Annotated in this window: 12 protein-coding genes; 2 read left to right on the top strand and 10 right to left on the bottom strand. The window is 45.6% G+C overall.

Features of this window, described 5'->3' with window-relative positions:
- Positions 1-4: 4 nt before the first annotated feature.
- From mnmA to MKX97_RS06955, 3 genes are read right to left on the bottom strand one after another with little or no spacing between them, the layout of a single operon-like run.
- Complete coding sequence (gene mnmA, locus MKX97_RS06965) at positions 5-1,123, bottom strand: tRNA 2-thiouridine(34) synthase MnmA (RefSeq protein WP_078816512.1); 1,119 nt, start codon at positions 1,121-1,123, stop codon at positions 5-7.
- A gap of 22 nt (positions 1,124-1,145) precedes the next feature.
- A complete protein-coding gene (locus MKX97_RS06960; protein WP_342537255.1) occupies positions 1,146-2,294 on the bottom strand; it encodes a cysteine desulfurase family protein in 1,149 nt (382 codons plus the stop codon).
- Positions 2,295-2,307: 13 nt separating this feature from the next.
- The gene (locus MKX97_RS06955; protein WP_009496971.1) at positions 2,308-2,727 is read right to left on the bottom strand and encodes an Rrf2 family transcriptional regulator; all 420 of its coding nucleotides are present in this window, start codon (positions 2,725-2,727) and stop codon (positions 2,308-2,310) included.
- Between the two features lie 127 nt (positions 2,728-2,854).
- On the opposite strand from MKX97_RS06955, the gene MKX97_RS06950 reads away from it, so the two are divergent.
- A complete protein-coding gene (locus tag MKX97_RS06950) occupies positions 2,855-4,150 on the top strand; it encodes a replication-associated recombination protein A (protein ID WP_040758148.1) in 1,296 nt (431 codons plus the stop codon).
- Positions 4,151-4,447: 297 nt separating this feature from the next.
- On the opposite strand, the gene MKX97_RS06945 is transcribed toward MKX97_RS06950, so the two are convergent.
- The 7 genes from MKX97_RS06945 to nadC form a co-directional block, all read right to left on the bottom strand.
- Positions 4,448-5,239 (bottom strand): DUF6612 family protein, encoded by a 792-nt coding sequence (locus MKX97_RS06945; RefSeq protein ID WP_340758728.1) that lies wholly within the window; start codon positions 5,237-5,239, stop codon positions 4,448-4,450.
- Positions 5,240-5,354: 115 nt separating this feature from the next.
- Complete coding sequence (locus tag MKX97_RS06940) at positions 5,355-6,431, bottom strand: branched-chain amino acid aminotransferase (protein ID WP_342537253.1); 1,077 nt, start codon at positions 6,429-6,431, stop codon at positions 5,355-5,357.
- A 20-nt stretch (positions 6,432-6,451) separates the two neighbouring features.
- Positions 6,452-7,696 (bottom strand): glutamate-5-semialdehyde dehydrogenase, encoded by a 1,245-nt coding sequence (locus MKX97_RS06935; protein WP_078816509.1) that lies wholly within the window; start codon positions 7,694-7,696, stop codon positions 6,452-6,454.
- 15 nt (positions 7,697-7,711) lie between these two features.
- Positions 7,712-8,809: a glutamate 5-kinase gene (gene proB / locus MKX97_RS06930; RefSeq protein WP_342537252.1), complete on the bottom strand. Its 1,098-nt coding sequence runs from the start codon at positions 8,807-8,809 to the stop codon at positions 7,712-7,714.
- A 401-nt stretch (positions 8,810-9,210) separates the two neighbouring features.
- A complete protein-coding gene (locus MKX97_RS06925; protein ID WP_342537251.1) occupies positions 9,211-9,387 on the bottom strand; it encodes a hypothetical protein in 177 nt (58 codons plus the stop codon).
- Positions 9,388-9,436: 49 nt separating this feature from the next.
- Positions 9,437-10,552 (bottom strand): quinolinate synthase NadA, encoded by a 1,116-nt coding sequence (nadA, locus tag MKX97_RS06920; RefSeq protein ID WP_342537250.1) that lies wholly within the window; start codon positions 10,550-10,552, stop codon positions 9,437-9,439.
- Positions 10,534-11,406, bottom strand: a complete 873-nt coding sequence (gene nadC / locus MKX97_RS06915; protein ID WP_342537249.1) for a carboxylating nicotinate-nucleotide diphosphorylase — start codon at positions 11,404-11,406, stop codon at positions 10,534-10,536. The genes nadA and nadC overlap by 19 nt, the downstream gene beginning before the upstream one ends.
- 109 nt (positions 11,407-11,515) lie before the next feature.
- Between nadC and MKX97_RS06910 the strand changes: the two genes are divergently transcribed.
- Entirely contained in the window at positions 11,516-12,655 is a 1,140-nt protein-coding gene (locus MKX97_RS06910; protein WP_342537248.1) for an IscS subfamily cysteine desulfurase, read from the top strand.
- Positions 12,656-12,667 lie beyond the last annotated feature (12 nt).

The following is a 12,667-nucleotide window of genomic DNA, read 5'->3' as shown; positions in this document are numbered from 1 at the left end:
CTCCTTACCCAACGTATGTCAGCTTTTTGCCATCTTTAAACACTTCATCAATCGTTCCGCCGCCCAAGCATTCCTCGCCGTCATACAGGACGACCGCTTGCCCCGGGGTAACCGCACGTACTGGCTCCGCGAATGTAACGATGGCCCCTTCACCTGACAGTTCCACAGTCACTTGTGTGTCCGGCTGACGGTAACGGAACTTTGCCGTACAAGAAAATGTCTTCGGCAATTCCTTTGTTGTACAAATATTCATATCTGTCGCTTTTAAGCTGGTCGAATACAAGGCATCATGATGAAACCCTTGCTCCACTAGTAAGACATTGCGCTCCAGATCCTTACCAACCGCGAACCAAGGCTCCCCTGAACCGCCGATCCCAAGTCCATGGCGCTGGCCGATCGTATGATACATCAACCCATCATGTTTCCCCATGACTTTACCGTCCATAGTTTGCATTTCCCCTGGAATCGCAGGCAAGTATTCACTCAGGAATTCTTTGAAGTTCCGTTCGCCAATGAAACAAATGCCTGTAGAATCTTTTTTCTTCGCTGTCGCCAGTCCTGCTTTTTCCGCGATTTCTCGAACGCTTGATTTTTCCAAGTGACCCAGCGGGAACATAACTTGCTGCAGCTGCTCCTGTGTCAATTGATTCAAGAAATACGTTTGATCTTTATTGTTGTCAACTCCACGAAGCATCGCGACGCCATCTTCACGTTCTACGACTTGTGCATAATGACCTGTCGCCAAGAAATCTGCTCCCAAGCTTTTAGCATGCTCTAGAAATGCATTGAATTTTATTTCTTTATTGCACATTACGTCTGGGTTCGGGGTGCGTCCTGCTTTGTATTCATCCAAGAAATACGTGAATACTTTATCCCAATATTGCTTCTCAAAATTAACGGAATAGTAGGGAATGCCGATTTGATCGCAGACACTTCTTACGTCTTCAAAATCTTCTGTCGCTGTGCAATGTCCAGATTCGTCTGTGTCATCCCAGTTTTTCATGAAGATTCCAATCACTTCATAACCTTGTTCTTTCAAAAGTAATGCCGCAACCGAAGAGTCCACTCCGCCAGACATTCCAATGACTACCCGTGTATCTGCTGGGGCTTTTGTCGTTCTCATTTCCACTTCATCCTTTGCTGGTTCATTTCACTAGTCTTTTCACTACAGCGGAGATTCTCTCTGCGGCTTCTTCAATCATGGATTGCTCCAGACCGTATCCAAAGCTGATGCGTATCGAGTTTCGAGCGTTATCGGAGTCGTCACCGAACATAGCCGTCACGACATGCGACGGTTCAAACGAGCCCGCTGTGCAAGCGGAACCGCTAGAAACCGCAATTCCTTCTAAATCCAAACTCATCAAAAATGTTTCCACGTCTGTCCCCGGGAACGAAACATGGTAAATATGCGGCAGTACCGGAATTGATTCATGTACTGTCGGCAAAAATTCTATTTCATTTCGTTTGAAAATTTCACTCATCGTCCGCTTGTATGACTGATAGGTTTCGGCGGTCTCATCCTTTGTTTGTTCCGCGATGGACACAGCTTGTGCAAACGCTGCTGTCGCCGGAACATTTTCCGTACCAGCACGCCGTTTTTTCTCTTGTTCACCGCCATGCAATTGAGCATCCAGTAATTTTCCGCTTCTCTGATAGAGGAAACCGATTCCTTTTGGACCATTCAGTTTATGTGCAGAGACCGACAATAGATCCACTTGCAGTTCATTTACATCGAGCAAGGAAGTTCCATACGCTTGAACTGCATCTGTATGGAAGATCGCTTGATGCGACTCCAGAAGATTGCCAATTTCGGCAATTGGCTGTATCGTGCCTACTTCATTGTTTCCATACATGATCGAGACAAGAATGGTTTCGTCTGTCAATGCATGCCGAACTTGTTCCACAGAAATAAGGCCGTTTCGGTCAGGTTGCAAATACGTCACTTCATAGCCTTGTGACTCCAGTCGTTTACACGGATTTAACACCGCGTGATGTTCGATTTCTGTCGTGATGATATGACGTCCATGTGGCTGCATTATTTGTACAGAGCCGAAAATCGCTAAATTATCCGCTTCGGTGCCTCCTGAAGTGAAGATGATTTCATTAGGCAGAGCACCGACTGAGAGAGCTAACGTTTTACGCGCTTCCTCCAGCATTTTTTTCGCGTTCCTGCCGAATTGATGCGTGCTCGACGGATTGCCGTACGTATCTGACAACGCGGAAGTAAAACGTTCCAAGACTGTTGGATGCATAGGAGTCGTAGCAGCGTAATCTAAATAAATGGCTTGTTTCATCTGGTAAACTCCTTTAAATATAGAACATGTATTCATCTTGTGTTGGCGTGTCTTCATACTCGATCAGATCTTTAATTGTCGTATGGTCGAGTACTCCGCGGATTGCGTCACCAATTCGTTTCCATAATTCGCGCTGTGGAATTTCATCATCCTCAAGTCCTTCCACGAGCTGGATCGGTCCTTCAAGCAGACGAATGATCTCCCCCGCTGTAATTTGTGAGGGATCTTTAGCTAGTTTGTAACCTCCGTATGCTCCGCGAACACTTTTAACGAGTCCACTGTTGCGTAAAGGGGGGATTAATTGCTCCAAATACGCTTCGGAAAGATTTTGCTCTTCTGCAATTTTCCGCAGCGGCACAGGGCCTTCCCCAAATTTTCGTCCTAATTCTACAATAACCGTGAGGCCGTATCGACCTTTGGTGGAAATTTTCATTTTGGCATCGTCCTTTACTAAAATTGCTGTCGTTAGTATAGCATAATTCTAGCGTTCGTTCTTCGAAATGACTTCATTCAGATTTTACGATATAATGAAAGAACAGATGTACGGAGGATTGATATACATGCATAACGAACCTTTGGCCTTCCGCATGCGGCCTGAAACGATAGATGAAGTCATCGGACAAGACCACGTCATCGGGGAGACGACCCCCCTTTATCGAATGATCAAAAATGGGCATGTCCCATCTCTTTTATTATATGGTGAACCTGGCATAGGTAAGACTTCCCTTGCCTATGCCATCGCAGGAACTTCCAAATTGCCATTCATTGCGCTGAATGCGACAGTGGCAGGGAAAAAAGATGTAGAAGATGTCGTCAAAGAAGCAAGAATGACAGGAAAAGTATTGTTATTTTTAGATGAAATACACCGCTTCAATAAATTGCAGCAAGATACGCTGCTGCCCCACGTAGAAAGCGGATCGATCATTTTGATCGGAGCGACGACAGAAAATCCTTTTCATGACGTCAATCCGGCGATACGCTCTCGATGCGGTGAAATCGTGCAGTTAAAACGACTGCAGCCGGAAGATTTGCTAAATTTATTGAAACGCACATTAGAAGACAAAAAGAAAGGCCTTGGACAGGAAGACATCGTCATAACGACTGAGCAGCTTCAGAAAATCGCTGAAGGGGTCAATGGAGATGCGCGTAAAGCGCTAACGTTCCTCGAGTCGTTGCTCGCTGCGAGCGATGAAGAAAACGGACAGATCATTGTTGAAGATGATTTGCTGCAACAATTGCTCACAAGAATCAGTTTGCTAGGCGACAAAAAAGGCTCCCATCATTATAATTTGTTATCCGCACTGCAAAAAAGCGTGCGAGGCAGCGATGTCAATGCGGCGCTTTACTACTTGGCACAACTTCTCGAAATCGGGGATTTGACGGCGGTCACGAGACGATTGCTCGTCATGAGTTATGAAGATATCGGCTTAGCTGCTCCCGATGTCGGTGCGCATGTCGTCGCCGCTACGGATGCCGCTTTGCGCTTAGGTATGCCGGAAGCCCGCATTCCTTTGTCGGTCGTTACGGTGGAGATGTGTTTGGCTTCGAAATCGAACTCGGCTTATCGGGCAATCGATCAAGCGACCAAAGTTCTTCACGAGCAACCAACCGGCGAAATCCCAATGCACCTTCGCGATACTCATTATGGCGGAGCAGCACAGCTCGGCCACGGAGGATATGTCTACCCGCACGATACGCCAGTCGGCTCATTCGGCGGCTGGACGGATCAGCAATACTTGCCCGACAGCTTAGCAGGCACAGAGTTTTATTCCCCAGTTGAAGCAGGTGATGAAACGAGAATGGCCGCCATCTATAAACGACTGCTCTCGTTTAAAGGCAAAAAAAATCCACGATAGCTTAAGGGCTTCGTGGATTTAAATTGCAGAAAAAAGTTGCTATTGGAGAAGGCACCGTTGATCTACGTTCCTGGCGGAGGCTTTCTGTAGGGTTTAACGAGAATGATGAGACTCTGGACCGAGCGAAGTAAAGGAAGCGGCTTATTCGAAAGTGTCCCGTCTGTAGCGCAAATCCCCGAACCACAAACCTATTTTCTTTTGCTATATTTAACACTTTGACTTCCCAACTGTATTAGTTCGGGATTCGTCTATATGAGAAAATCCACGAAAGCTATTGGCTTCGTGGATTTTTTTATTTCAATTCAGCAATTCTGCAAAGCCCGCAGGCGTTTGAATTGGATCGATGTCGTTGAAATAACTGTAGTTGGCATCTAGTTTTTGTTTATAGCGAATATAGTCGCGACCGAAATAGCTTGTAATATTTGCGGACAGCTTCATACCTGTAACGAAAAATGTTTTTTCATTCACAGTCAATTCCAGATCCATTTTCTCAACGACTGGAAAACCAGTATGGGTATGTATGAACTGTTCAGGCATCGGACTGTTCACCGCCACTTCTTTCATGAATCGTCGGTACTCGGCCGGCGTTAATGAAAACTGAAGAGCATAACCATAATCGATTTTTTCCAACTCTGCGCTCTCTATGAAAGGCTCCAGTAGAGAGAGGTCCATAGCAGGAGCAGTGAATGGCACCCATACATCCAGTAATTCTTTGCGTTCTTCCTCTGTCATCGCTTGCCAGTCGCCCTTTTCTTCCTGTACTGCCAATTGATCATCCTGTCGGAAAATATGAAGGTTTTTTGGCTGTTGTTTCGGAATCTGTAAAACTACTTCTTCTGAAACTTTCACAGGATCCAGTTCGACATTCGATTGGATATGCAGCTTTTTACTGTCGCGCTCAACCGGATCAGAAGTGACGCTGCTCTCATCAAAGACAATGCTCGTATGTACAGATTTCAGCTCCTTCATCGCTGCATCTGCTTTCTTCAGCACATCTTCAGGGCTAGATGGTGCCGAAGATGTTTTTCCGCATCCTGCCATCGTAAATATTACGAATGTCAGGAAAAGAACGAAATATCGTTTGTTCATCAAGAAACTTCCTTTCAATCAAATCAATCAAAACTATTTACAGTGTACTGCACGGGAGCGCACTTGTCACGAATGATTCGATATCCGTTCCATCTTCCTATAAGAGGAAGATCGATCAATCTACTTTGACAACCCAATTGAACGGATCTTCCACTCTACCTGTCTGAATTCCTGTAATTGTTTCATATAATTTCAGAGACAATTCTCCGATTTGATTACCATTGATTTCACATTTTTCTCCGCCCCAAGATAATTCACCCATCGGCGAGATTACTGCAGCAGTTCCTGTGCCGAACGCTTCTTCCAGAGTTCCAGCCGCATTGGCATCGAATATTTCTTGGATGGATACTTTACGTTCCGTTACTGGAAATCCCCATGATTGCAGCAATTCGATGACGGATTTACGTGTGATCCCTTCTAAAATGCTGCCGTTCAGACTTGGCGTAATAACTTCTCCATTGATTTTGAAGAACACATTCATCGCGCCGACTTCTTCAATGTATTTATGCTCTTTTGCATCCAACCAAAGCACTTGCGAATAACCCGCAGCTTCTGCTACTTCTTGCGCTTTCATCGCACCTGCATAGTTCCCTGCGGTCTTCGCACTTCCTGTCCCGCCTACCGCAGCACGGACGAACTCTGATTCTACCGCAATTTTCACAGGGTTCATACCTTCTTTGTAATAGGCACCTACAGGAGATAAAATGATCATCAATCGATACGTCTTCGAAGGCGCAACACCTAAATAAGGCTGTGTCGCAAAAATGAATGGACGGATATACAGTGAAGTGCCTTCCCGATCAGGAATCCATTCTTTATCTAAAGAGACCAATTCCTTTAATGCATCAAGCACCAATTCTTCATCAAAGTTCGGCATGCATAATCTTTCATTGGAACGGTTCAGGCGTTTCATGTTTTCATCCGGTCGGAACAGCACGACTTTTTTATCGTCAGTTACATAGGCTTTTAATCCTTCAAAAACAGTTTGACCGTAATGCAAAACAATCGCTGCCGGGTCAAGCATGAACGGCTCGTACGGTACAATGCGTGCATCATGCCAGCCTGTTCCTTCCGTATAATCCATTACAAACATATGATCCGTAAATACTGTGCCAAAAGCCAGTTGATCGGTTGCCGGTTTTTCTTTCGGTTGTGCGTTTCTTTTGACTGTTATCTTGTTCTTCGCTGTCATATCTATACCCTCCTGAATATTTATCTGATTTGGCCAGTGCCGCGGATGACAAATTTGGATGAAGTCAACGCTTCTAATCCCATTGGCCCCCGTGCATGTAGCTTCTGCGTACTGATCCCAATTTCTGCACCGTAACCGAACTCGAAGCCATCTGTGAAACGAGTCGATGCATTAACATAGACAGCCGCCGCATCCACGCTATTCAAGAACTTTTCCGCATGCTCATCACTTTGCGTAACAATACCTTCTGAGTGTTTTGTACTGTATTGCTTAATATGATCAAGCGCTTGTTGGAAGTTCTGTACATTTTTCATCCGCAATTTCAAATCCAGAAATTCGCTCGACCAGTCATCTTGCTCCACTTCAGCAATCGAAGGATCAAATTGATGGATTGTCTCGTCTCCCACTAACTGGACATCTTTTTCACGCAAACTATCGATCAGCTTTTCACCGTGTTGCTGTAACCAATTCTGATCAATGATCACCGTCTCAATTGCGTTACAAACTGAAGGTCGGTGAGTTTTTGCATTCACAACGAGGTCGATCGCCATTTGCGAATCCGCTGATTCATCAATGTATAAATGACAGTTTCCAGCTCCCGTTTCAATAACCGGAACAGTGGATTCACGGATAACTGTTTGAATCAATTTCGCACCGCCACGTGGGATCAACACATCCAAATAGTCATTTAACGTAAACAATTCCTTCGCAGTTTTACGGCTCGTATCTTCAATCAACTGCACGGAATCGACTGGCAAGGAACCTTTTTCCAGTCCTCGCTGAATGACATGCCATAGCGCGAGATTTGAATATTTGGCTGACGAACTACCACGTAATACGACTGCATTCCCCGTCTTCAAAGCGAGAGATGCCGCGTCAATTGTAACATTCGGACGCGCTTCATAAATCATCGCAATGACACCGATCGGCACACGCTTTCTGACGATGTGCAAGCCATTTTCCTTTTCGATCTCTTCCAAGGTCTCCCCGATTGGATCTTTCAAATCAATCAGTAAACGAACGCCTTCAGCCATTGCTTCAATGCGGTCCGGCGTCAATAAGATCCGATCGAGCACAGCTGCCTCGATACCGTTTGCACGGCCTTCTTCGATATCTTTCTTATTTTCCTCAAGAAGATGTTCTTGCTCCTCCAGCAATTGATCCGCAATCAAACGAAGTGCTTCGTTCTTCTCTTCCGTCGTTGCCGTGTTCAACACATAACTCGCTTCTTTAGCCGCTTTCCCTTTACGTCTGATCTCACTCATTGCCCAATCTCCCCTTTAAGTTAATTGTACCCAACGATCTCTGTGAATCACTTCGATCATCGGTGCTAACACTTCCTCATTTTTGTCTCTCTCGGTCAGGACTTTTTCTAATTGCTCTGATGAATACGTCACTTCTCCTCTACCGATCAAACCATCCACACCATACACTTCCACGACTTCCCCTGCTTCAAAACTTCCTTTTACTTTAAAAACACCAGCCGGTAAAAGACTACGGCCATTGTGTAAGATTGCCTCTTCTGCACCTTTGTCGACATACAAACGGCCGGTGGATTCAGAGTGCAGCGCGATCCATTGACGCTTCGTATTGATGACACTGCCGAGCGGACTTGAAATATACGTACCGTCTCCATTACCTTGCAGAATCTCTAAAAATTTAAAAGAGCCGCTGCCTGTTCCAATAAAGACGGGGACTGCCAAAGTGTGTGCAGTTTTTGCAGCCAGTAACTTCGAGCGCATGCCGCCTGTACCGACTTTCGAACCGAGATCGTCTGTACCGCCAAGCAACTCATCCGTAATTTCATCGAGCTCCGTCAAACGAACAGCGTCAGGATCTTTTCTCGGATTACTCGTATAAATTCCATTGACATCCGTCAAAATGATCAATTGATCCGCATGCAAAAATCCGCTTACTAACGCAGATAACATATCATTATCGCCAAATGTCAATTCATCTATGGAGACAGTGTCGTTTTCATTGATGATCGGCACGATGCCTCGCTCCAATAATTCCGACATCGCCGCAAACGCGTTACGGTAACGGTCCCGGTTCGAAAAATCTTGACGGGTTAAAAGGATTTGAGCCGGCACGACGCCATGCTCACCGAATCGTTCGATATACGATTGAATCAAAAGACTTTGACCAACAGCTGCTGCTGCCTGTCTTCCTTTGATGGTTACAGGGCGCGATGGGTATCCAAGCCGCGCAAAGCCTGCAGCAACAGCCCCGGATGATACGACGATGACCTCATGACCGGCATTTTTCAACATTGCCAACGCATCGACATGGTCATTCAATTTTAGCTGATCGATTTCCCCGCTGTCGTTTGTTAAAGAGCTACTGCCTATTTTCACAACAATTCGCTGTCTCTTCATTTTAATTTCGCCTGCCATTTCTGTAATTCATAATTAAATCTTTTGTGAATTTAGTTCCTGTCGAGGCTGATCGGCGCTTTCCGCTTTTGATACATCCAGTTCCAGATGCTAGTCTATCGGGACGTTTCAGGAAAGCAGTAAAGGCAAAAAGCACCTTTACTGCTTTCCTTCCAACGCCTGTCGAGACTAGACGGCATCTTTCACTTTTGAACCCATCCAGCTCCAAACGCCAGCCTCTCGGGTCGTTTCGGTCTTTCCGAAAAGGTGCAAAGACCGCACCTTTGCCAGCAAGCCCTCCAACGCCTATCGAGGCTAGACGGCGTTTTCCGCTTTAGATACAAAAAAGCCCAGTCGTCCCGAAGTTATCAGGACGAAAGGACTTTGCTTCCGCGGTGCCACCATCATTGGATCCAGTTCATGAATCCCGCTCTCCCCATAACGCCGAGGTACGCGCCTATGTTTTCATAGGACTCCAAAGGCAGGTTCAACAACTGCCATGTGACGGAATTTTTCAGCCGATGAACCCCGCTCTCTTGCACACGCTGTTTGTCTACTATTCCTTCATCAACGTTCAACATTCATTTCACCCATCATACAATATTGGCGGTGATTGTCAAGCGTTCGTTGTCAGAGTTTGGGCGAATGAAGCATCCGATCGAGGGCCATGATTGCTTCTGCAGAAGTTGAGACATCAACAGCGATGATATTGCGAGACGCTCCTACTGCAATACTTTCCAAACACCAAAGCAAGTGCGGCAAGTCGATCCGGTTCATCGTTAAACAAGGGCACATAAGCGGGTTCAAAGAAATAATATCTTGCTCTTTATGTTCTTCTTTCAATCGATTCACTAAATTCATTTCCGTTCCGATTGCCCATTTTGTGCCGGGCGCTGCGGCGGTGATTTGGTCGATAATATATTTCGTCGATCCATTATCATCCGATTGCATCACGACTTCATGAGGACATTCAGGATGGACGATAATTTGTCGATCCAGTTCATTTTCACGGATATGGCGGATATTTTCGACCGTGAAGTTTTCATGTACGGAACAGTGGCCTTTCCAAAGAATCACTTCGCAGTCGTCATCGGGTCCAGAGTATTCCAAAACGTTCGCAATCGGATTCCAGACTGCCATATGATCTAACGAAACCCCTATATCATATGCCGTGTTGCGTCCTAAATGCTGATCCGGCAGGAAAAGGATCCGTTTCTTCTGCGCGAATGCCCATTCCACGATTTTCTTCGCATTCGATGAAGTGACGGTAGCTCCGCCATTTCGGCCGACGAATGCCTTAATCGCGGCAGTCGAATTGACGTATGTCAAAGGCAGTATCGTATCGCCAAAACGTTCCTGTAAGTGTTCCCACGCTCTTTCAGTCTGAAAAATATCTGCCATATCTGCCATCGAACATCCGGCACGCATATCCGGCAAATATACTGTTTGGTTAGGTGTGGTCAGAATATCAGCGGTTTCTGCCATGAAATGCACTCCACAAAACACAATATGCTCTGCTTGTTCATTGGAAGCGCAGATCTGAGCCAATTGCAGTGAATCTCCTGTTGCATCTGCAAACTGAATGACTTCATTTTTTTGATAATGGTGGCCTGGAATAAATAACTTGTCCCCGAGAGATTCTTTTATTTTCCGAATTCTGTCTTCCATTTCACTGACAGAAAGTGTTTTATATTTTTCAGGCAACATTACATCTGCATGCTCTTTCGTTAAATCAAGTATGGACATTGTCTGATTCCCCCTGCTTTTTTAATTTGTATAGTTGCGCTGATGTCTGCAGCTCTCACTGAATGTGTCAGCGCACCAACCGATATGTACTGAATGCCTGTCGATCCATACGCAGCGATCGTTTCCTCCGAAATCATGCCGGATGCCTCAGTCACGATTTGTTTCGGCACAACGTGAAGCCACTCTTTGATTTGCTCGGGCGAACAATTATCGAACATGATAATATCCGGTGCTGCGTTTACTGCTTCTTTGAGTTGCGCAAGCGTTTCGATCTCGACTTCTATTTTCACAGTATGCCCAAGCCGACTTCGCAGCTGCTTAACGGCTTCAGTAATTGATCCGGCATAGGCAAGGTGGTTATCCTTCAACATCACCGTGTCGTAGAGTCCATTGCGGTGATTAAATCCGCCACCAGTACGGACTGCATATTTATCCAGCATCCGCAAACCAGGCGCTGTTTTCCGCGTATCACAAACCCTTGCTTTCGTACCCTTCAGAAATGCAGTCAGTTGGGAAGTCTTGGTGGATATTGCACTCATCCTTTGTATACAGTTCAAGATAACACGCTCTGCTGACAGTAAATTCTTCACAGAGCCTATAGCAACAGCCAAAACCTGCTGTTCTTCCATCTTCTCTCCATCCTCAATAAAGCAAATCACTTCAACGGCAGGATCCATGACTAAAAATCCTTCTCTTATGATGTCGGTTCCGCAAAAGACTCCTGACTCTTTGGCAATGATCTGCAATTCTCCGACAGCAGTATCAGGAAACAACGTCTCGACAGACAAATCGCCATCCCCTATATCCTCAATGAAAAATTGCTCAAGCATTGATCTCAGTTTGATTCTATTCATACGCACTCTCCCTACTAACCTTTAATTTTCAGTGTCTTTACATCTATCTTTACACATTTACAGAACTATGACAAGATGAATAAAACAATTAAACTAGGAGGTATGTACATTGAAGTATTTCGATTACGCAGCTACGACTCCCCTTCACAAGGAAGCTGCCGCAGTTTATTTATCTACAGCACAGTATCAGTTCGGCAATACGACGAGTCTCCATGACGCGGGCGGCATGGCTCAAAACGTACTGGAACGATGCCGGAAACAACTGGCCGCTATTTTAGGTGTTCATTCGGAAGGTTTGTATTTCACGTCTGGAGGGACCGAAAGTAATTCACTTGCTCTGCTTTCCCTCGCACAGGCTAATATGCATAAAGGCAATCATATTATTTTGACTGCCGCAGAGCATCCTTCTCTTCATTCCGCAGCAGAGTATCTTGCAGATCAAGGGTTCCACATTACGACCATTCCTTTTACCGCTGACGGCTTCATAGACTTGCAAGCATTGGAAAACGCCATCAACGGGCGGACGATCGTCGTTTCTGTACAGCATTGCAACCCGGAGATCGGAACCATTCAGCCGATCCGCTCCATCTATGAGACATTGCAGCCAAAAGGGATTCTCTTACATAGTGACTGCGTTCAATCATTCGGCAAGTTGAATGTGCAGGACATCACACCATATGTTGACAGTCTTTCTGTTTCCAGTCATAAAATCTATGGTCCAAAAGGCGTTGGTGCACTGTATATCAATCCGCGCTTGCGTGCTGTGCCGCTATTCCCAGGGACTGTCCAAGAAAAAGGCTTCAGAGGGGGGACGGTCAATGTTCCCGGTATTGCAGCATTCCTGATAGCAGCACAATTGGCAGAAGAAACGGGAAACCTCGCCCATTACCAAAAACTCCGGACTATATTTTTCAATGCGTTGTTGCCGCATAAAGAATTTTTTACTTTTTTCGGTTCGGATCAAGCTGCAGAACAGTTGCCGCATATTATCGGATTGCGTGTCAATCATTCGGAAGGCCAGCTGATTATGTTAGAATTGAATAGACGCGGATTTGCGGTATCGACAGGAAGTGCTTGCCAGGTCGGCAAACAACAGTCTTCGACCACGATGAATGCTATGCAGATTCCAGTTCATCTATCGAAAGGATTGGTCCGTATTTCATTTGGACAGTCTTCCACCGGAAAAACTGTTCAACAATTGGCAGATTGCTTGGTGGAAATTGCGAAAGAACAAAACAAAAAACACTGACAGCAGGTGATT

The organism is Sporosarcina sp. FSL K6-3508 (assembly GCF_038615825.1).
Taxonomy (GTDB): domain Bacteria; phylum Bacillota; class Bacilli; order Bacillales_A; family Planococcaceae; genus Sporosarcina; species Sporosarcina newyorkensis.
The sequence above is the reverse complement of the archived record's forward strand: the minus strand, read 5'-3'. Positions and strand labels throughout refer to the sequence as shown.

Excerpts from the sequence above, each read along its gene's own strand:
- mnmA (WP_078816512.1), bottom strand. The coding sequence starts at position 1,123 with ATGAGAACGACAAAAGCCCCAGCAGATACACGGGTAGTCATTGGAATG.
- MKX97_RS06960 (WP_342537255.1), bottom strand. The coding sequence starts at position 2,294 with ATGAAACAAGCCATTTATTTAGATTACGCTGCTACGACTCCTATGCAT.
- MKX97_RS06955 (WP_009496971.1), bottom strand. The coding sequence starts at position 2,727 with ATGAAAATTTCCACCAAAGGTCGATACGGCCTCACGGTTATTGTAGAA.
- MKX97_RS06950 (WP_040758148.1), top strand. The coding sequence starts at position 2,855 with ATGCATAACGAACCTTTGGCCTTCCGCATGCGGCCTGAAACGATAGAT.
- MKX97_RS06945 (WP_340758728.1), bottom strand. The coding sequence starts at position 5,239 with ATGAACAAACGATATTTCGTTCTTTTCCTGACATTCGTAATATTTACG.
- MKX97_RS06940 (WP_342537253.1), bottom strand. The coding sequence starts at position 6,431 with ATGACAGCGAAGAACAAGATAACAGTCAAAAGAAACGCACAACCGAAA.
- MKX97_RS06935 (WP_078816509.1), bottom strand. The coding sequence starts at position 7,696 with ATGAGTGAGATCAGACGTAAAGGGAAAGCGGCTAAAGAAGCGAGTTAT.
- proB (WP_342537252.1), bottom strand. The coding sequence starts at position 8,809 with ATGAAGAGACAGCGAATTGTTGTGAAAATAGGCAGTAGCTCTTTAACA.
- MKX97_RS06925 (WP_342537251.1), bottom strand. The coding sequence starts at position 9,387 with ATGTTGAACGTTGATGAAGGAATAGTAGACAAACAGCGTGTGCAAGAG.
- nadA (WP_342537250.1), bottom strand. The coding sequence starts at position 10,552 with ATGTCCATACTTGATTTAACGAAAGAGCATGCAGATGTAATGTTGCCT.
- nadC (WP_342537249.1), bottom strand. The coding sequence starts at position 11,406 with ATGAATAGAATCAAACTGAGATCAATGCTTGAGCAATTTTTCATTGAG.